A 19,678-nucleotide genomic window follows, 5' to 3' on the forward strand; every position below is an offset into this window, starting at 1 on the left:
GAGGATGAGAAACAGCTTTTTCTGCATCGATGCGCATACCTGCGGCAACCCCGTCCGCCTCGTTGCCGGCGGCGGTCCGCTGCTTCCGCACGTGCCGATGGGCGAGCGCCGGGAAATCTTCGTCCGCGACCACGACTGGGTCCGCAGGGCGCTGATGTTCGAGCCGAGGGGGCATGACATCATGTCGGGCTCGATCATCTATCCCCCCTATCGGGAGGACTGCGATTTCGCCGTTCTTTTCATCGAGGTCAGCGGCTGCCTGCCGATGTGCGGCGCCGGCACGATCGGCACCGTGACCGCCGCGATCGAAGAGGGACTGGTCAGACCGCGCAAGCCCGGCAGGGTCGCTATCGAAACGCCGGCGGGCAGGGTTGATGTGACCTATGAGGAGAAGGGCGGCTATGTCGATTCCGTTCGTCTCCACAATGTAGCGAGCTATCTCCATGAGGCGGATGTCGAGGTCGATGTGCCTGGTATGGGCCGTCTGCGCGTCGATATCTCCTATGGCGGCAATTATTATGCGGTCGTCGAGCCGCAAGAGAATTGGAGCGGGCTCGACGCCATGAGCGCCTCCGACATCGTCGGCTGCAGCCAGAAGCTCAGATCAGCGCTTGCCGATGTCTGCGATCCGGTTCATCCCGACGATGCCAGAATCCGCGGCGTACATCATGCGATCTGGTGCGACCGTCCGTTGAACGACGTTTCGGACGGACGCTGCGCGGTCTTTTATGGCGACAAGGCCATCGATCGGTCGCCGGGCGGCACCGGCACTTCGGCGCGCATGGCGCAGCTCCACGCCAAGGGGCGGCTCGATGTCGGGTCGAGATACCGGCATGAAAGCCTGATCGGAACCATTTTCGAGGGCCGGGTCGAAGCCGAGACGAGGGTCGGACCTTATCGCGGCATCCTTCCAAGCATTGGCGGCTGGGCGCGGGTCATCGGCCACAACACCATTTTTGTTGACGAGCGTGATCCACTGGCACACGGATTTCAAATTCGATGAGCGCATTTTCCGAGTTTTGAGAGGCGGCAAGGAGATGAATATGCGACCGGAGCAGCATCGGCAGGGAGACGGCGCCGCGAAACCCGGTGCTCGGCTTAAAGTGGGATTCGTGCTGTCGCGGTCATTTACGCTGTCGGCCTTTGCACTCTTCATTGATACGCTGCGGCTTGCCAGCGACGAGCAGGATCGCTCCGGGAGGGTGCTTGCAGATTGGCAGGTGATCGGCAGCACGCGGCATCTGATCACCTCGAGCTGCGGAGTTCAGGTTGCCCCGACCTCCGATTTCGTCGATCCGTTGAAATTCGATTACATCGTGGTCGTCGGCGGACTTCTGACTGTGGAGAACCCTGTCGACCAGCAGACCATCAACTTTCTCAGGCAGGCGGATGCCAAGAAGGTCCCGCTGATCGGCGTTTGCACGGGCTCGTTCATTCTTGCCGCCGCTGGCCTGATGAAGCGGCACGAGTCCTGCGTGAGCTGGCTGCATTACAAGGAGTTTCGCGAGCGGTTTCCCGACCTCGGCGTTCGATCCGACCGGCTCTTCAATCTCGATCGCCAGCGCGGATCCTGCGCCGGCGGCAGCAGTTCGGCCGACATGGCCGCGTTGCTGGTCAGGAAATATATCAGCCGGGATGCCGAGCGAAATGCGCTTGAGGTGCTTCAGATCGAGAAGGCCCGGGCGCCGGCGGACATCCAGCCCCGCCGCCCGCTGTATGACGACTATGACGACGCCCGCGTCAAGGCGGCGATGATTACGATGGAACAGTTCGTCGACGGCAGCATATCGATCCAGAAGCTTGCCGGGATGGTTGGGCTGTCACGGCGGCAGTTGGAGAGAATTTTCATCGACAAGACGGGAATGTCTCCCGCCAAGGCCTATAATCGGGTTCGCATGGAGCGGGCAAAATCGATCCTGGTCCAGTCGAAGGCGCCGCTTATCGAGATCGCGCTCGACGTCGGCTTCGAAAATGCCTCCCAGTTCACACGAACCTTCAAGCGGACCTTTGGGCAGACCCCATCACAGCATCGCGCGGCGGCTTTGAGAGCTCACTGAACGCACTTCAGATCTCTTCCCACGGAAACGTGTCCAGCCGCTCCGCGCCCTTTGATGTGATCAGCGCCTGGGTCTCCAGCTTGATGCTCTCCGATCCGGCTTCGGCGATCAGGCTTTCGACGTTGAGCACCATGTTCTCCTCGATGATGCCGCTGAAAGCGGGATCGAAATCCGGATGCAGCATCACGCCCGGCCATTCGTCGGCCATGCCGGTTCCGTGCAGGGCCAGCGTATAGCGATAAGGCTGGTATTTCTCCGGGATCTGCCAGGACCGTTCGTTGAACTCCCGGAACGTCATGCCGGGCCTGATGATGGACAGATTGTGCTCGATCTGATCCCTGGCTGCTGCGAAAAGCTCCCTCTGCTTGGCGTTCATAGCGACATGTCCACAGGTCCATGAACGTGAGAGATCGGCGCAATAGCCGTAGGGGCCGATCATATCGGTGTCGAAGGATATCATCTCGCCGCGCTTGATGACGTAATCGGAACATTCCTGATACCAGGGATTGGTTCTCGCGCCCGCGGTCAAGAGCTTGGTTTCCAGCCATTCGCCGCCGCTGCGCGCGTTTTCGAAGTGCAGCTCGGCCCAGATTTCCCGCTCGGTGCGGCCCGGCTCCGATACCTCGTACATCCGCGCCATGCCGGCTTCGCAGACGCGGATCGTCCAGCGCATCAACTCGATTTCTTCGGCGCTTTTGATCGACCGCGCCCGTTCGGCCAGCTCCTGGCCGTCGAGAAGGGTAAACCCGCGTTCCGTGAGTTCGAAGGCGCCTGATGGTTCGAGCCTGTCGACGGCGATGCGTCTGTTGCCGCCATTGCCGGTCACAAGATCCGCGACTTCGTCAGCCCAGGCTTTCAGGCGGGGTTCTATGAGGTTGCCTGCCGTGAAGAAGATCCAGGACTTCGCCAGCCGGATCTCGTCGATGCCGGGCAGCCCGTCATTGACGTGCTCGGCGCCTTCGAATTCGAACATGATGGCCGGGCCGTCGGCCAGGATCAGTGCGTAGCGCGACGGATTGTGCATCGTCCAGATGCTCATATTCGACGAGTCGAAGGCGTAGCGGATGTTGACGGGATCGTAGAGCAGCAGGGCGCCGCAATCCCATTCGAGCATCTTCATGCGCAGCCGCTTCAGGCGGTAGCGGCGCGCCCGGTCGAGTGTCGTGGCCGGCACAGGACTGATGAGAGGCCGGTCCGCTCCATCGGGATTGAGGTAAGCCTGCTTCCGCTCGTCCTTAAAGACGGTTGAGCCGGCCAGCTCGACGGATTCGTTTTCGTCTCGCAGCATCCGAGTTATCCCCTGTTGTCGGTGAATAGTGCGGTGTCGCTCAGCGTTCGATGACGAGATTGCTGAGCGGCTTCGAGCAGCAGGGCAGGAAAAAGCCGGCGTCGATTTCCCTCTGGCGGATGCCGCCATTGTGGTTCATGTCGACCGTGCCTGATGTCAGCTTCGACTTGCAGGTGCCGCAAACGCCGTTGGCGCAGGAAGATGGAATCCTGACGCCTGACTTCTTCGCGCAGGAGAGCACGCTCTGGTCGCCTGTTACCTCGATGCTGCGGGCCTGCTTCGAGAAAGTGACCTGAAAGACCTTGGCGGCCGCTTCCTGGATCGCGGGGATCTCGGGTTCGTCAATGACCGCGGCGTCAAAGCTTTCCTCGAGGTAATGCGAGGCGGGGACGCCGAGATCGGCGGCAATGCCGCGCGCTGCCGCCATGAACGGGGCGGGGCCGCAGCACATCACCGTCCGTTCCGCAATATCGGGAACCGCGAGCCTGACATAGTCCGCCGAAATGCGGCCGGTGAGGCCAGGCCATGACGCCTCGCCCGCAACGGTTTCCGGCAGGAAGTGCAGCCGAAGGCCCTTGAGCCTGCGGGCGATGCAGGCGAGTTCGTCGCGGAAGATCAGATCCTGCGGCGTGCGCGCCGCATGCATGAAGACGACGTCGGCAGGCTCGCAGCTGTCGGCGAGTTCCCGCAGAATGGACATGACTGGCGTGATGCCGGAACCGCCGGAGAGCAGCAGAAGTTTCGGCTTCGACGCCTCAGGCCGGATGAAATTGCCAAGCGGGCCGTTCGCCTTGACGGACGCTCCCGGAACCAGGGTGTCGTGAAGCCAGTTGGAGATCTTGCCGCCCGGAACGCGTTTTACCGTAACGGAGAAGGCGTTCGTGCGATAAGGCGAAGACGAGATGCTGTAGCATCGGCTTTCCGCCTCTCCGTTATGCTCTAGGTCGAACAGAAAATACTGTCCGGCCTTGAAGGCGAACCGCTTCCCGTCAGGAGATGCGAAGGTGAAAGTCTTGACGTCATGGGATTCCTGCTGGACGTCGAGACAGACGAGCGCATCGTCTTCCTCGGGATTCCAGACGTCGTGACGGGCGGCCCTTGCGAGCAGCACTTGCGGGGTCCTAGTATCCATGAGCGCGCATCCGGTCGATGTACCAGCTGGCGAACTTGTCGAGGTTCGTCTCGGAAAAGCGGGAATAGGGGCCTGGCTGATAGGCGGGATCGAGAGCGCCGGCATGGGAACGGGCGACGAGATCGGCGTCCTGATCCGTCGTGGCGACCCAGACATCCGTCAGCTTGTCGATGTCGTAATCAACCCCTTCGACGGCGTCCTTGTGCACCAGCCACTTGGTTCTCACCAGCGTCTTGCCGGCCGACAGCGGGATGACGGTTGCCACGACAGCATGGTCGCCCATGAAGTGGTTCCAGCTGTTATGACCCCAGAGATGCGTGTCGCCGAGATCCTTGCGGGTCATCTGGCCGAGGAGCTTGGAGGATGCGGCGGTGGCGTCGTGGGTCTGGGATTCGCCCGCACCTGATATAATCAGCCGCTGCGTGCGGAAGTTCGTGGCGCAGTCGGAAAGCTGCTCAACAGCAGCCGAAGGGAAACCGTCGGCCTCCCATGCCTGCGTGCGCTCCTCGTACATCCGGAAATGCTCCTCGGCCTGCTCACGATCCTCAGGGCTCAGCGTTTCCGGATCGAAGCCGAAGTCGAGATCGACGAAGGAGACGCAGAGTTCCGGGTGGTTGGCGGAGCAGTGATAGCACTCGCGATTGTTCTCCATCGTCAGCTTCCAGTTGCCGTCCTCGATGACGTCGGTCTGGTGGGCGATCTTGGCATTGCGGATATCATAGGGAGCAAGGCGCTCGACCATCGCCTGTTCGAGTCCGGCAATGTCCTCGGGCGGATTGTCGGACAGGCAGACGTAGATCAGGCCGCCGATCGATTTGAAGGTGACGGGTTTCAGGCCGTGACAATCCTTGTCAAATTCCTTGCCCATATGGGGGGCGTAGCTGAGCTCGCCCGTGAGCTCATAGGTCCAGGTGTGATAGGGACAGACGAGCTTCGAAACGATCGTCTTGCCCGGATTGAGAAGGCGAGAGCCGCGATGGCGGCAGACATTGTGCAGGACGCGGATTTCACCGTCGTCGTCGCGCAGCAGGATCAGGCTTGTCTTGCCGATATCGACGACCGTGGCGTCGCCGGGCTCCGGAACATCACAGTCGAGGCCGACGCAGATCCAGTGCTTGTGGAAGAAGACCTCGATATCCGCTTCGAATACGTCTTCGCGGATGTAGAGGCCGGCCGGCAGCGAGTGGCCTTCCGAGCGGGAGTCCAGCAGCGCCGAAATGGAAGAAGGAAGCCTGTTTAGCATGAGAACCTCTTATGCGAGAGTTTCCCTAGATTGCACTTGCAGTGCAGGGCTTTCAACGGCATAAAAAATCACGTTCGCATAATCTTTTCTCATGTGAAAAGGTCTCCAAGATGCAATTTCGAAGACGGCTTCCATCACTGACGGCGCTGGTGACGCTGGAAGCGGTGCTGCGCAGGAAAAGCTTCACCCTGGCCGCGACCGAGCTCGGCGTCACCCAGGCGGCGGTCAGCAGGCAGATTGCGTTGCTGGAGGAGGAGTTCGGCCAGTCTCTGTTCGTGCGCAAGCACCGGGCGATCGAACCCACGGCGGCGTGCATCAGCCTTGGCGCGACACTGGCGAAGAGCTTTGCCGATATCGCCGAGAGTGTGGAAGCGCTCCAATCGCGCAGTCAGGACGTGGTGACGATCGGGGCGACCGTCGCATTCTCTTCCTTCTGGTTGCTGCCGCGGCTCGCCGAATTCCGCCGGGCAAATCCCGGCATTCTGGTGCGGGTGATCTCACAAGACAGCCCGATCGCGCTCGACGGCGGAGAGGTCGATGTGGCGATCCGCTACGGTCTGCCGCCCTTCAGCGATGGAACCGTCATCGCCTCGCGCGGCGACGTCATTTCCCCCGTCTGCTCTCCGGATTACCTCAGGCGTCGGGGAGATGGGCCGCTGGGCTCGGCCGACGAATTCATCGAAACGGACGTCGTCGATCGGTCCTGGTACAACTGGTCGCAATGGGTTTCGCTGATTGGCGCCAATATCGAAGTCAAGCCATCGCTTCGGTTCAACCACTATACCGAAACCATCGCCGCCGCCCGCGCCGGGCAGGGGATCGCGCTGGGATGGCGCATGCTGGTCGGCACGTTTCTGGAGGACAGAACCCTGGTGCAGGCCGACAGCAGCGAGCTTGCCGCCGAAGGGCGTTACAATGTCATCGTGCCCGTCAAAGCCAAGCGAAGCAATACGCGCGATCTCGCCGCCGCCTGGCTGACGGCGTCATTGCACGGTTGATCGAGAAGGCCAAAGCTACAAGCCCAACCCCGGAGTCGCCGTCCGGTGCACGCCCTTCGGAACAAAGGCGAAGCGATCCGACAGGCCGACAAAATCGGCCGCCAGGTGGATGACGGAAAGCCACATTTCCGTTCCCTGCAAGCTCGGTTCGCCACCGTCGGCGAAGGGGAATCCTTCGCCATCCCGCCATCTATCCAGCGCTCGTGAAATGAGATTGCGGGCAATCGCCTCGCCATCGGCCCGCCTGTAATCGGTCTGCCGGGCAATCAGCAGCAACGGATGGATCGTATCGAGCAGGTTGCAGGCATTGTATTTCTGAGCAACGAAGCCCTTGTGATTGCGGTAATTCAGGTGAACCGTTTCGAGCGAGGTATGCGGATGCGGGAGCGGCATGCCGAACTGCGCGTAGGTGCCGCGTGTCAGACGGTAAAAACCGTTCACCGGCTGGAGCCATCCTTCGAGCGCCGTCGGTTCGCCCCATAGGCCCGAGACTCTGTTGGCATTGCGGCTCAGCCACTCGAAGAGCGCCTGCCGTGGCCCTTTGATGCCGAAATACCTGGCGTTGAAATACATAGCGGTTCCGATGGCATCGATGACGCTTCCGGCGTGCCACGCGCGGCTCAACCAGGGCAGCGCGCTCAGCCATTGCTCCAGTTCCTGCGCATCGATCTGAACCGCCTGGATCGGGTGTCGCGGCCTGGAGCCGAGCAGCTCGAGCGCATAGCCGACCGAAAGCACGTTGTAGAGTGCCTTCGGATCTTCTCTCAACGCCCGGTCCTGCCCATGCGAATGCGCCTCCGGAAAGAGGCCTGTCTCCCGATCCTGAAGACCCTGGAGTCGCTCGACGGTTTGCGCCGCATCGAGCCCGGGCGGCAGCTGATCGAAGCCGGCAGCGATCTCGATGGCGTCGCAGAGATGCCGGATCGCCGGCCGCCTGATCCCGTCCGCTTCCAGCGATTCATAGCCCTCGCGTGTTTTCCAGCGCGCAAGGATGTCAGGCCATTGTTCTTTCGCCTTCTGCCCGAGACTGGCCAGTCGATCTTCGATCTCTCCAATGCCGGATTTCCTGGCCGGTGCGCCCCGGCTCCGCAGCACCTTTGCCGGCACGCCGCCGGCAATCGCAAGCGCAGGAATATCTTGCGTGACCACCGCTCCGGCCGCAATGACGGCGCCGTTGCCGATCGTGACGCCATCGAGGATCACGCAATTGGCGCCGATCCAGACATCGTCGCCGATGACGATCCCGATGCTGACGACGCCCTGTCGATGGATGGGCCGGTCGGGATCGTCGAAGCCATGATTGAAGCCGACGATCGAGGCATGCGAGGCAATCCGGACCCCATTGCCGCACGTCACCTTGCCGGAAACGCAGGCATAGGGATTGATCGAGCAATCGTCGCCGAGGATCACATCGCCCCGCACGAGCGCATGCCCCGCAATCCAGGACCGCTCGCCCATCGCCAGGCTCTCGGTGAAGATCGCCGCATTTTCGGCGATATAGGACGTCTCGGCCAATTCGGCGCCGCACGACCGTCGAAGCTCCGCTTTGCGGGCGAGGTGAGCGGGATGATGAAGGTCCGAGGCAATGCGTTCCCAGGGGAGATATTGAAGCCTGTGCGCTTCCCGTTGTTCGTTCGCCGATGCTGGCGAGCTGTTGGCCTGATCCATCTTTTCCTCATTCCATATTTCGGCAGCAATGCGCTATAAACGGACATTGCCTCCATTGTAGAACGTTATTAGGCATACACAATTTCAATGTCCGCATGCCTTTTTGAGAATTCAATCATGTCCTGGACAGGTTACGAGTGCATATGAGTTTCGTCGTTTTTACACTGGTCGCGCTCGCCATTTGCGCCCTGCTGTTCATCGCCGCCATAGCAATTGTCTTTCTCGGGCTGCGCCGTATCTGGCGGCGGACGCAGCCCAACCAATTCGTTCTAAGAAGCGTCATCATAGCTTGTGGTCTCGGGGCTATTGCATTGCCCTACGTTGCCAACAAAGTTGGCGAGCGAAACTACGTTCTCGCACGTGTTCCCGAACCACTTGAAGTGGCTGAGATCGAATACCGCCTGGAAGAATCTTGGGGTGTCGGTTTCATGCCCGGAGACAACGAGACCGGTTTTGTTGTCTATCGGCTGACCAATGACAGCGCAGACTGGGCACGGAAACAGGGAAGCCAGCTAGGCGATATGCTTTCGGGAGCAAAGGGAACGTGGCATGAAACACCGGTCGACGACAGGAGCGACGAGACCGCGATAAGCCAATGGCACCCCTACGACCGTGATCCGGAGATGATGGCAATGGAGCGTCTTCAGCGCCACCCTCCTACAATATATGAATACCTCGAAAAGTACGGTTTCATGATCTCGATCGAAAAAGATCGCGATCACGAAGCCGACCGGGCAATCCAGTCAGGTGGGTCGTTTTACTCCTACGGAAAGGGCGGCAGCGTCACGATCGTCGATCCGGCAAGGGGCAAAGTTTATTTCGCCTATGCTGGATGAGCATCGATGGCCTGCCGCAATACTATGTACGTAAGTCTGTCAGAGCAGTTCGATGCGCACGGGAAATTCTCCCCGCACGAGCAGCGGCTCGAAACCAGAGTCGAAGCGGCCGCGCCGCATCAGTCCGTCCCAGGGGTGCTCGCCGTAGAAGAGGGCGAGGTTTCCCAAGGGCTTGAAGTAGGAAAATCGCCCGGCTGTTCGTTGCCGAAGAGGCCACCGCCTTCTTCCGTGAGTCGCGCGGCAGATGGGCGATCTTCTCGTTGTTCACCGGCAATTACCGAGCGCTGTCGATAGTGGCGCCGCCGTCGGGTGTAAGGCTGTAACCGGTGATGAACTGCGAATCTTTGCTGGCAAGGAACAGGACGACCGGGGCAATGTCGTCTTCCGGTGAGCCGAAACGCGCAAGCGCGTTCGCCGGCGGAGGAACGTTCTTTTCCGCGGCGCCCCAGGTGTCGGCGATCGGCAGAATGTTGTTCACGGTGATATTGTCGGCACCCCATTCGCGAGCCGCCGTGCGGGTCAGTGCGCGCACCGCCTCCTTGGCCATGTTGTAAGGACCATAACCAGCCAAGCCGATGGTGCCAGCCATGGAGCCGAAGTTGATGATCCGGCCTTCTCCGGCTTGCTTAAGGTGAGGATAGCAAGCCTGCATGAAACGCAGATATGCAATCGGTCCTGTGTCCAAGTTTCGTTGCAGTTGCTCGACGGAGAGGTCGATGACCGAAGACAAGACAGCAGCGCCGTCGAAAGCATTGTTTACGAGGATGTCGATGCGGCCGTATGCAGAGATGACGGTATCCACCGCGGCGGTGATCTGATCGGCTTCACCGACGTCGCCGACGACACCGAGCGCGGTGCCGCCAGCGTCAAGAATGTCGGCAACCACGCGCTCTACGCCTTCGGAGGTTCGCGAAAGAACTGCGACCTTGGCGCCTTCAGCCGCAAAAAGCATTGCGGTGGCGCGGCCGATGCCACGGCTTGCGCCGGTGACGATGGCAACTTCTCCATTGAGTCTACCCATGTACATCTCCATTCGATAGTGTTTGGGATTGATCGAGACGTCAGCGCGCGACTGCGGCCTGAACGTAAGGGGAGGGAAGATCGCGTGCGTCGTTCTGCGTCATGAACGAGGCGACCAGTAGCGCCAGGCCAACCGCCGCCGGCAGAGCGCCGAGGGGTTTTCGAACGCCGATATGCGCCAGCCCCGACAGGAGCAGATGAAAGAAGATGCCGGCATAGGCGAGATCGCTGAGAGGCACGCTGACGCGCGCCAGGATCGCGATCGGGCGGAGAACCTTGATGGCGATCATGAGCGGAATGAGATAGGGAGCGTTAAATCCAAGGTCCGTCAGAGCCGCGCGAACCCAGTCTCTCTTTGTTGCATACAGGTAGGCCGAAGCAAGGTAGAGCGCGGATAGAAGTGTTGTGCTGATCCAGTATATGTAAAATTCAAGCATAAGCTTATCCCTGTCGCTGCCGGCGCAGCAACATTCCTCTCATCTATTCTGTCGTTTGCCATGTTGAGAGCGCTATTTCGCTGCGCCCTCTGATGCACGGATGGAAAATGTCGTCTAAGGTTTAATTTTGCAAGTAGGATGATTTACTTGCTGTTAGTATGGAAAAGCAGACTATGGGCGAAGAAGACATCAATATGCATGAAGAGATGCGGCGAGCCTTCGCGTTGCTTTCCGGCAAATGGAAGCTGGAAATCATGTGGCTGCTCAATCAGCGGGTCTATCGGTTCGGCGAATTGAGAAAGGCTATTCCCGGCATCACCCAACACATGCTGACGGCGCAACTTCGCGAACTCGAAGCGGACGGTTTGGTATCCCGCACTATCTTTGCGGAGGTTCCTCCGCGCGTCGAATATGAGATCACGCAAAAAGCGCGGGGCCTCGGCCCCACGATGGAAGCTTTGACGGCATGGTGGAACGAGTACGGCAAAAGCGTGCCGGTGAAGCCGAGCGCACGCGGCCGGAAAGCGAGAGATCGCTGAACTGCTTCACATTCACGAAAGACTCGACCCGAACTTGTCCCAGCCTTCCTTGATCGTCTCCATCGCCACATTGGTCGAGGTGTTGGCAACATGGGGCAGCGTCGAGATGCGCTCGCCCAGCACGCGGCGGTAGCGGCCGATGTCGCGGGTGCGGATCTTGAGGAGGTAGTCGAACCGGCCGGCGATCATGTGGCACTCTTCGACTTCCCGGATCTTCTTGATGGCCTCGTTGAAGCTCTTCAGCGCATCCTCGCGGGTGTCGGAAAGCTTCACCTCGACGAAGGCGATGTGGTCGAGCTGCATTTTCGACGGATTGAGGACGGCTTTGAAGCCTTCGATATAGCCGTCGCTGATCAACCGCTTGAAGCGAATCTGGCATGGTGTCTTGGAAAGCCCGACGCGCGCGGCGAGATCGGTGATCGACAGCCTGCCGTCCTCGGCGAGCGCGGCGAGGATCTTTCTGTCGAATTGGTCCAATTCACTAAAGATGTCGGTTTCCGTGGCCATTTGAACTATCGATGCTCTGTTTATAAGTTCATACAGCTTGAAAACGGTTGAAATCAAGTGAGATCGCGATTCGCGACTGTGGTAGATTGTGCATCGGCAATCGGAGGAAGGGCGCAGCCGCTCGGGCATTGCCGGAATAGGTGGCTGCGACGCTTGAAAAGGGAGATCATGGATGCATGAGAGAAAAGCGGATGGCGATCAAAAACCGGATCTGCTCGCTCACTATCGGCCGGTGGCGATAAGAGCGGTCGCAGCCGCATTCACCCTCAAGCGCGACAAGCCCAATGCGCGCCCGCTTCGCGAGACGGAATATTCCGGCCCGAATTTTTACGGACGATGGCACCTGGGACGATGAGCCCGGTGTTCCATTTATCCGTTAGACGAAACATTCACTGATCAGGGACTCCCATGTTGAACGCAGCGATCGACCCCGCATCCTCCAAAGAACCCGCCGGCGGCGCGCCGTTCGCCGCATTCGCGCCGCCGATCCGGCCGCAATCGGAACTTCGCCGGGCGATCACATCAGCCTATCGCCGCCCGGAAACCGAATGCCTGCCGCCGCTCGTTGCGGCCGCGCGCGTTTCCGAAGCGAAGCGCTATGACATCCGCAGCACCGCCCGCACGCTGATCGAGGCCTTGCGCGCCAAGCACAAAGGCACCGGCGTCGAAGGGCTGGTGCAGGAATATTCGCTTTCCAGCCAGGAAGGCGTGGCGCTGATGTGCCTTGCCGAAGCGCTGCTGCGCATTCCCGATACCGACACCCGCGACGCGCTGATCCGCGACAAGATCGCCGAAGGCAACTGGACCTCGCATATCGGCGGCGGCAAATCGATGTTCGTCAATGCCGCCACATGGGGCCTCGTCGTCACCGGCAAGCTGACCTCGACGGTCAACGACCGCAGCCTGTCGGCAGCGCTGACGCGGCTGATCGCGCGCGCCGGCGAGCCGGTCATCCGCCGCGGCGTCGATATGGCGATGCGCATGATGGGCGAGCAGTTCGTCACCGGCGAGTCGATCGAGGAGGCGCTGAAGCGCGCCCGGCCGCTCGAAGCCCGCGGTTTCCGCTATTCCTACGACATGCTGGGCGAGGCGGCGACCACCGCTGCCGACGCCGAACGTTATTTCAAGGATTACGAAAAGGCGATCCATGCCATCGGCAAGGCATCGGCCGGCCGCGGCATCTATGACGGCCCCGGTATTTCGATCAAGCTTTCGGCCCTGCACCCCCGTTATGTCAGGGCGCAGGCCGGCCGGGTGATGGGTGAGCTGCTGCCGAAGGTCAAGGCGCTCGCCGTTCTCGCCAAGTCCTATGATATCGGCCTCAATATCGATGCGGAGGAGGCCGACCGGCTGGAGCTGTCGCTCGATCTGCTCGAGGAGCTTTGCTTTGCCCCTGATCTCGCAGGCTGGAACGGACTTGGATTCGTCGTCCAGGCCTATGGCAAGCGCTGCCCCTTCGTGCTCGACTATGTCATCGATCTCGCCCGACGCTCCGGGCGCCGGATGATGGTCCGTCTGGTCAAGGGCGCCTATTGGGATGCGGAGATCAAGCGCGCCCAGCTCGACGGTCTCGACGATTATCCGGTCTATACCCGCAAGATCTACACCGACGTCGCCTACATCGCCTGCGCGCGCAAGCTGCTGAACGCACCCGATGCCGTCTTCCCGCAGTTTGCCAGCCACAATGCGCAGACGCTGGCGACGATCTATCATCTCGCCGGTCCCGATTTTGCAGTCGGCAAATACGAGTTCCAGTGCCTGCACGGTATGGGCGAACCGCTCTATGACGAGGTCGTCGGCAAGGACAAGCTCGATCGGCCCTGCCGCATCTATGCGCCTGTCGGAACGCATGAGACGCTGCTCGCCTATCTGGTGCGGCGTCTGCTGGAAAACGGCGCCAATTCCTCCTTCGTGCACCGCATCTCCGATCCGAATGTCTCGGTCGAGGCGTTGGTCGCCGATCCCGCCGAGACCGTTGCCGCCATGCCGGTCGTCGGCGCGCCCCACACGCAGATCGCCGCGCCGAAGGCGCTTTACGGCAGCGCCCGCGCCAATTCCGACGGTCTCGATCTCTCCAATGAGGCGACGCTTTCCGACCTGGCTGAGACGCTCGCCGCCTCGGCTGCCAGCCCATGGCACGCGCTTCCGATCCTGGCCGATGGCTCCACGGATGGGGTGACGCGCGACGTTCTCAATCCTGCCGATCACAGCGACGTCGTCGGCACGGTCACCGAGCTGAAGGTCGAAGAGGCCGCCCGCATCGTTGCAATGGCTGCCGACTATGCGTCGCAATGGGCGGCGGTGCCGCCAGCGGAGCGCGCTGCCTGCCTGGAGCGGGCGGCCGATATCATGCAGGCCCGGATCAAGACCCTGATGGGCATCGTCATGCGCGAGGCCGGCAAATCGGCGGCCAACGCAGTCGGCGAAGTGCGCGAGGCGATCGACTTCCTGCGTTATTACGCCGAGCAGGCGCGCAAGACCCTCGGTCCGTCCCATGCGCCCCTCGGCCCCATCGTCTGCATCAGCCCGTGGAACTTCCCGCTGGCGATCTTCACCGGGCAGGTGGCTGCCGCACTGGTGGCCGGCAATCCCGTGCTCGCCAAACCTGCCGGCGTCACGCCGATCATCGCGTCGGAAAGCGTCAAGATCCTCCATGAGGCGGGCGTGCCGGTGGGCGCCCTGCAGTTCGTGCCCGGCAGCGGCCGCCTAGGCGCCGGCATGGTGGGTGCCGCGGAAACGGCAGGCGTCATGTTCACCGGCTCGACCGAAGTCGCCCGGATGATCCAGGCGCAGCTCGCCGAACGGCTGTCTTCATCAGGCAAGCCGATCCCGCTGATTGCCGAAACCGGCGGCCAGAACGGCATGATCGTCGACTCCTCGGCTCTCGCCGAGCAGGTGGTGGCCGACGTCATCGCCTCGGCTTTCGACAGCGCCGGCCAGCGCTGCTCGGCGCTGCGCGTCCTCTGCCTGCAGGACGACGTGGCCGACAGGACCCTCAACATGCTGAAGGGCGCCTTCCGCGAGCTGACGATCGGCCGTACCGACCGGCTGAGCATCGATGTCGGGCCTGTCATCAACGATGGCGCAAAGGCCGAGATCGACCAGCATATCGAGCAGATGCGCGGCGCCGGCCGCAAGGTGGATCAGCTGCCGCTGCCCGAAAGTGCCGCGGCGGGAACCTTCGTTCCGCCGACGATCATCGAGATCAAGGCCTTGTCGGACCTGACGCGGGAGATCTTCGGGCCGGTCCTGCATGTCGTCCGCTTCAAGCGAAACGGCCTCGATCGCCTGATCGACGACATCAACGCATCCGGCTACGGCCTCACCTTCGGGCTTCACACCCGGCTCGACGAAACGATCGCGCATGTGACCAGCCGCATCAAGGCCGGCAACCTCTACGTCAACCGCAACATCATCGGCGCCGTCGTCGGCGTGCAGCCTTTCGGCGGCCGCGGCCTGTCGGGAACGGGTCCGAAGGCCGGTGGTCCGCTCTATATCGGCCGGCTGGTGCAGCGCGCTCCCGTGCCGCCGCAGCAGGATTCCGTCCATACGGACCTTGCCCTTCGCGATTATATCGTCTGGCTCGACAAGAAGGGTTTGCCGGCCGAAGGGGAAGCGGCGCGCAGATATGCAAGCCGTTCGGCGCTCGGGCTCGAACGCGAACTCACCGGTCCGGTCGGCGAGCGAAATCTCTACGCGCTCCATCCCCGCGGCCGCATTCTTGCCGTGCCGCAGACCGAAACCGGGCTCTATCGCCAGATCGCCGCAGCCCTGTCGACCGGCAACCACGTTGTCGTGGATGCGGGTTCCTTAGCGAAATCGGTCCTGGCAGACCTGCCGGCGGCCGTCGCCGGCCGGGTTTCCTGGACGTCGGATTGGGAGAAAGACGGGCCGTTCTCCGGCGCACTTGTCGAAGGCGATCGCGACAGGGTTTTGGTGGTCAATCAGAAGATCGCTGCGCTGCCGGGGCCGCTTCTGTTGGTCCAGGCTGCGACGAGCGAGGAATTGGCTAGCGATCCCGAGGCCTATTGCCTGAACTGGCTGCTGGAGGAGGTGTCCACGTCGATCAACACCGCCGCAGCCGGCGGCAATGCCAGCCTGATGGCGATCGGCTGAGAAAACGAGAGGGCGCGCAAATGCGCCCTCGATCGCCGCTGACAGAATTGCCATCTCCTCCTCTTTCGTCATGCTCGGGCTTGTCCCGAGCATCTGCCTCCGGTCGATAGGGCAGCAGATCCTCGGCACAAGGCCGAGGATGACGAGGAGGAGAGAGCGAATTTGTCAGCAAATCGGAGGATGGCCTTCGATCATGTCCAATGCCTCTTGAGTAAACTCGACACCATTGACCATTTTTTTATGAGTTGCGACTAACGTCGCCCCTGAGGCGTGACCATCGCCGGTCTGGGGCAGCGAATATAACGCTGTTGCCGATGTGAGTGGTCGCGCCGGAGAAGCAGGCAATTTCCTGAGGTGGGGGCTTCCTTATGGCGTTGATTGACCGACTGTTGCAGCGTATGCGGATCGTGACGAAGGTGCTCTTCTTCGTGGTGCCGCTGATCGTGCTGATCGCCGGCATCGGTCTTTTCGGCTATTTCACCGCCGGTACGCTCAACGGCCAGATGACCCTGACCCGGCAGACGATCGATACGCTTTCCAGTTTCCAGCAACTGCGATCCTCGCTGACCGCCTTTACCGACCTTCCGAGTGCGGCCACGCGCGATCGATTGATCGCCAACATCTCCGATCAGCAGAAGGGCGCGGCGACGCTCGATGCCATGCTGATCGATCCTGCACAAAAGCAGCAGATCGCCGCGGTGCGCGAACTGGGGGCTAAGATGCAGGGCGCCGCCGACGCGCTATGGGCTGTGTCGCAGGAGCGCGTCAATACCGAACAGGCGATCGACGACGCGGTGGCCGGGCTGTTTAAGGAAAGCCAGACGGCGCGCAAACAGCTCGACGTTCTCCAGGATCAGGCGAATGGCAAGGAGGCCTTCGTCCGGGCGCTACTTCTCGACGCCTCGGCCTATAAGAATCTCGCGGGTCGCATTGCCAAACTGCGCAAGGCGACCGCGGCGGCAGCCGACCCTCAGAAGCTCGGCCAGGCCATCGGCAGCCTTCTGCCGCCGCTGGTCAAAGAAGTCGGCGACAGCGGGGCGCTTGCCTCCGACAAGGCTCAAAGCCAGATCGCTGCGCTGAAGCCGGTCCTGGACAAGCTCGCCCCCATGGCCAAGGACAGCAGCCTGACGCTCGAAGCTTACGCTCCCGTCGATCAGGATCTGCAGGGCCTGCAGGAACAATTTGCAAAACTCGCCTCCGGCAATGCGGACACGGCGATCGAGCGCTTTACCGGCATGGATGCGAGCATTTCAACGCTTCGTTCGATGGTGGCGATCGTCAACACCGCCTTCAAATCGATCGACGATCTGCGCCTGCACCTGAGTGAACTGAACAGGCGGGTCGATGCAGAGTCGCGGGATGCGGTTCTCGCCGATCTCAAGGCATTGCGCGAAAGCGCTGCAAAGCTTGTTCCCTTGAGCGGCAAGAATGCCGCGCTGCAGGATCTTGCCAAGAAGATCGAGCCGTCGCTTGCGACGATCGAGAAGGACACCTCGCTTCTGATCTCGATCGCCGACCGGTGGCGCGCGGACAAGGAGGCGGCGACCGCGCTTGTGGCCGACGCAAGCCACACGCTCGAGCAGTTTGTCAGCACGGCGCAGGAGAGCGGCAGGGAAATCAGCCAGCGCTCGGCGACGATGTCGCTCGCGGCGATGATCGCCGGCACCGTGCTTGCGATCATCGGCGGCCTCATGCTGATCGAAACCCTGCGCGGGCCGCTGAAGCGGATCACCCAGACGATGATGCGGCTTGCCGCCGGCGATCTGAACGTTGCCATCGGCGACGGCAAGCGTGGCGACGAAATCGGCGACATGATCCGCTCGGTGACCGTTTTCCGCGATCAGGCGCTTGAGAAGACCAGGCTGGAAGAGGTGGCCGAGGCAAACAGGGCGCGGGACGAACGGGAGCAGGCCCGCCGCGCCGCCGAGCAGGCGCGCATCGAGGCGGAACAGAGCGAGGCTCTGACGGCGCTGTCGGACATGCTGGGCAAACTTGCCAATGGCAATCTCGCGGCCGAGATGAGCGAGGATCTGGCCGCAGACTATGTCGCCATGGCGCAAACCTACAATCACGCCATCGACGCGCTGCGCCTGACGCTCGCCGAGGTTCGCAACACGACCTACGAGATCGCCGAGGGCAGCACCAATCTTTCAGGAGCCGCCGACGATCTGGCGCGGCGCACGGAACAGCAGGCCGCAGCACTCGAGGAGAGCTCGCGGGTGCTGGGTGAACTGACCGACAGCGTGCGGACGACCGCTGAAAACGCCCGCCAGACATCGCTTTCGGTTGCGGAAGCACACCGCCAGGTCGAGCATTCCGCAGCCGTCGTGGCGAAGGCCGTCGATGCCATGGGCGCCATCAACCGGTCGTCCGAGAAGGTCACCAGCATCATCGGTGTGATCGACGAGATCGCCTTCCAGACCAATCTTCTTGCCCTCAATGCGGGTGTGGAAGCGGCGCGCGCAGGCGAGGCCGGCAGAGGTTTTGCCGTGGTTGCTCAGGAGGTGCGTGAGCTTGCCCAGCGTTGCGCCAAGGCTGCCCGCGAGATCAAGGACCTCATCTCCAACAGCGCATCGCAGGTTGGCGCCGGCGTCACCCTCGTCGAGGAAACCGGCCATGCGCTTTCTGCCATCATGGATCACTTCACCTCGATCAATGGACTGGTGCAGGTCATTTCTGCTTCCACGACCACGCAATACAAGGGCATCGACGAGGTGAACAACGCCGTTCGCGACGTCGAGCATATCACCCAGCACAACGCAGCAATGGTCGAGGAAAACACCGCGGAAATTCACAGGCTTCGGCAGCAGGTGGAACTGTTGAACGAAAGAATTTCCCACTTTCAAACCGCCGACGGCCGCAGGACTTCGCCTGCCAGCATCGTGCGGATGGCCGCGGTCTCCTAAAGGGATTCCCTCGGAGTCCTTCCGCATGGTGAACAAGCGTCGTCGACGCTGACCGTCGAGGTGTCATTTTCCGCTCTACCGCACCCCGACCCCGTTAGGTTCCGCCCTGGTCCTTTGGCGCCACCAAACGCCGTTTCACGTTTTCAATCCCAAGTACCGGGCTTGTCAGAACTGGAAGACCTTGGTGCATGCCCTGCACTGCACGAGCCATCGAGGCCTGCGCAAAAACGATCACGTCGACCCTCTGCGACAGCTCTTCCAGCGCTCGGCGGATTTGCGCGTCATGCGCTTCGACGTTCCCATCGGCGAGGAATTGAAACGCCCCGTGAACAAGCACATCGTCGATCACGACATTTTTGCCCGCCTCGCATGCCTGGCGCCTCAGCAGATCTGCTGTCGGCACCAGCGTTGTAGATAATGTCGCTAGGACGCCTATGCGGTTTCCATGCTCGACAGCGGCTTTGGCCATGCCTTCGTCAATACGGAACAGCGGCACAGGACAAAGCGGCGCAATGGCATCGACCGCCGGCCCAAGCGTTGAGCATGTGACGACGATCGCATCTGCCCCGGCGTCGACTGCTGACCATACGTAGGTAGCAAGCCTTCGTTTCGTCAGATGGCCTAACGACCCGCGCTCGATGGTATTTCTCAACAGGCTCTCATCGAGGATCGCGAACGGCTTCCAGTCGGGCAAATGTTCTTTAGCAAGGGCCCGAAACTCCGAAACAAGATCGGACACCGTGTGGATGAAAGCCAGCTTTCTGACAGAGGCACTGGCAGTTTGAATTGACATATGATTTTCCATCCGGGTGTTGGAAACTGATTGGGGGAAGTGTGCAGCAGTTCATCACGTTAAACTCGGTGTGCGAATCCTTCTCTGGTTACGGATCGGGCAAGATCGCGCTTTGATCCCATAGAAATGCGCCAACTC

15 protein-coding genes and 2 pseudogenes are annotated in these 19,678 nt (G+C 61.3%); 8 read left to right on the forward strand and 9 right to left on the reverse strand.

The annotated features are described in order from the left end of the window. The first annotated feature begins 4 nt into the window (after positions 1-4). Together QMO80_RS22170 and QMO80_RS22175 are read left to right on the forward strand one after the other, a co-directional pair. Positions 5-1,003 (forward strand): 4-hydroxyproline epimerase, encoded by a 999-nt coding sequence (locus tag QMO80_RS22170; protein ID WP_283200580.1) that lies wholly within the window; start codon positions 5-7, stop codon positions 1,001-1,003. Positions 1,004-1,043: 40 nt separating this feature from the next. Continuing rightward, on the forward strand, positions 1,044-2,057 hold the full coding sequence (locus QMO80_RS22175) for a GlxA family transcriptional regulator (RefSeq protein WP_097629755.1): 1,014 nt from the start codon (positions 1,044-1,046) through the stop codon (positions 2,055-2,057). A 7-nt stretch (positions 2,058-2,064) separates the two neighbouring features. Here QMO80_RS22175 and QMO80_RS22180 read toward each other — a convergent pair whose 3' ends face one another. From QMO80_RS22180 to QMO80_RS22190, 3 genes are read right to left on the reverse strand one after another with little or no spacing between them, the layout of a single operon-like run. Then, positions 2,065-3,345, reverse strand: coding sequence for a Xaa-Pro peptidase family protein (locus QMO80_RS22180; protein ID WP_283200581.1), 1,281 nt, complete (start codon positions 3,343-3,345; stop codon positions 2,065-2,067). A gap of 40 nt (positions 3,346-3,385) precedes the next feature. After that, complete coding sequence (locus tag QMO80_RS22185; RefSeq protein WP_283200582.1) at positions 3,386-4,477, reverse strand: hybrid-cluster NAD(P)-dependent oxidoreductase; 1,092 nt, start codon at positions 4,475-4,477, stop codon at positions 3,386-3,388. Continuing rightward, a complete protein-coding gene (locus QMO80_RS22190) occupies positions 4,467-5,720 on the reverse strand; it encodes an SRPBCC family protein (RefSeq protein WP_131711821.1) in 1,254 nt (417 codons plus the stop codon). The genes QMO80_RS22185 and QMO80_RS22190 overlap by 11 nt, the downstream gene beginning before the upstream one ends. Positions 5,721-5,830: 110 nt before the next feature. Between QMO80_RS22190 and QMO80_RS22195 the strand changes: the two genes are divergently transcribed. Further along, positions 5,831-6,718 carry a LysR substrate-binding domain-containing protein gene (locus QMO80_RS22195; protein ID WP_283200583.1) on the forward strand — a complete coding sequence of 296 codons (888 nt, stop codon included), beginning with the start codon at positions 5,831-5,833 and terminating at the stop codon, positions 6,716-6,718. Between the two features lie 15 nt (positions 6,719-6,733). Here the strand turns inward: QMO80_RS22195 and QMO80_RS22200 are convergent, their stop codons facing one another. Continuing rightward, the gene (locus QMO80_RS22200) at positions 6,734-8,386 is read right to left on the reverse strand and encodes an acyltransferase (RefSeq protein ID WP_283200584.1); all 1,653 of its coding nucleotides are present in this window, start codon (positions 8,384-8,386) and stop codon (positions 6,734-6,736) included. 143 nt (positions 8,387-8,529) lie between these two features. Here QMO80_RS22200 and QMO80_RS22205 point away from each other — a divergent pair, with 143 nt between their 5' ends. Beyond that, complete coding sequence (locus QMO80_RS22205) at positions 8,530-9,222, forward strand: hypothetical protein (RefSeq protein WP_283200585.1); 693 nt, start codon at positions 8,530-8,532, stop codon at positions 9,220-9,222. Between the two features lie 39 nt (positions 9,223-9,261). On the opposite strand, the pseudogene QMO80_RS22210 reads toward QMO80_RS22205, so the two are convergent. The 3 genes and pseudogenes from QMO80_RS22210 to QMO80_RS22220 all read right to left on the reverse strand — a co-directional run. Then, positions 9,262-9,484: pseudogene (locus QMO80_RS22210) on the reverse strand (cyclophilin-like fold protein); the annotation flags it as partial. A 12-nt stretch (positions 9,485-9,496) separates the two neighbouring features. Next, complete coding sequence (locus QMO80_RS22215) at positions 9,497-10,243, reverse strand: SDR family NAD(P)-dependent oxidoreductase (RefSeq protein ID WP_283200586.1); 747 nt, start codon at positions 10,241-10,243, stop codon at positions 9,497-9,499. A 40-nt stretch (positions 10,244-10,283) separates the two neighbouring features. Next, positions 10,284-10,679 carry a hypothetical protein gene (locus tag QMO80_RS22220; protein WP_283200587.1) on the reverse strand — a complete coding sequence of 132 codons (396 nt, stop codon included), beginning with the start codon at positions 10,677-10,679 and terminating at the stop codon, positions 10,284-10,286. A 158-nt stretch (positions 10,680-10,837) separates the two neighbouring features. On the opposite strand from QMO80_RS22220, the gene QMO80_RS22225 reads away from it, so the two are divergent. Next, positions 10,838-11,218: a helix-turn-helix domain-containing protein gene (locus QMO80_RS22225; RefSeq protein WP_283200588.1), complete on the forward strand. Its 381-nt coding sequence runs from the start codon at positions 10,838-10,840 to the stop codon at positions 11,216-11,218. A gap of 12 nt (positions 11,219-11,230) precedes the next feature. Here QMO80_RS22225 and QMO80_RS22230 read toward each other — a convergent pair whose 3' ends face one another. Continuing rightward, positions 11,231-11,725 (reverse strand): Lrp/AsnC family transcriptional regulator, encoded by a 495-nt coding sequence (locus QMO80_RS22230; protein ID WP_088685734.1) that lies wholly within the window; start codon positions 11,723-11,725, stop codon positions 11,231-11,233. Positions 11,726-11,897: 172 nt separating this feature from the next. Here QMO80_RS22230 and QMO80_RS22235 point away from each other — a divergent pair. From QMO80_RS22235 to QMO80_RS22245, 3 genes and pseudogenes are all read left to right on the forward strand, one after another. Next, a pseudogene (locus tag QMO80_RS22235) lies at positions 11,898-12,105 on the forward strand (hypothetical protein). 28 nt (positions 12,106-12,133) lie between these two features. Next, positions 12,134-15,841: a trifunctional transcriptional regulator/proline dehydrogenase/L-glutamate gamma-semialdehyde dehydrogenase gene (putA, locus tag QMO80_RS22240; RefSeq protein ID WP_283200589.1), complete on the forward strand. Its 3,708-nt coding sequence runs from the start codon at positions 12,134-12,136 to the stop codon at positions 15,839-15,841. Between the two features lie 368 nt (positions 15,842-16,209). Beyond that, positions 16,210-18,747 (forward strand): methyl-accepting chemotaxis protein, encoded by a 2,538-nt coding sequence (locus QMO80_RS22245; protein ID WP_283200590.1) that lies wholly within the window; start codon positions 16,210-16,212, stop codon positions 18,745-18,747. Between the two features lie 94 nt (positions 18,748-18,841). Here the strand turns inward: QMO80_RS22245 and QMO80_RS22250 are convergent, their stop codons facing one another. Then, on the reverse strand, positions 18,842-19,540 hold the full coding sequence (locus QMO80_RS22250) for an aspartate/glutamate racemase family protein (RefSeq protein WP_283200591.1): 699 nt from the start codon (positions 19,538-19,540) through the stop codon (positions 18,842-18,844). Positions 19,541-19,678: the final 138 nt, after the last annotated feature.

The sequence above is a fragment of the Rhizobium sp. BT03 genome (assembly GCF_030053155.1).
In the GTDB taxonomy this organism is placed as follows: Bacteria; Pseudomonadota; Alphaproteobacteria; order Rhizobiales; family Rhizobiaceae; genus Rhizobium.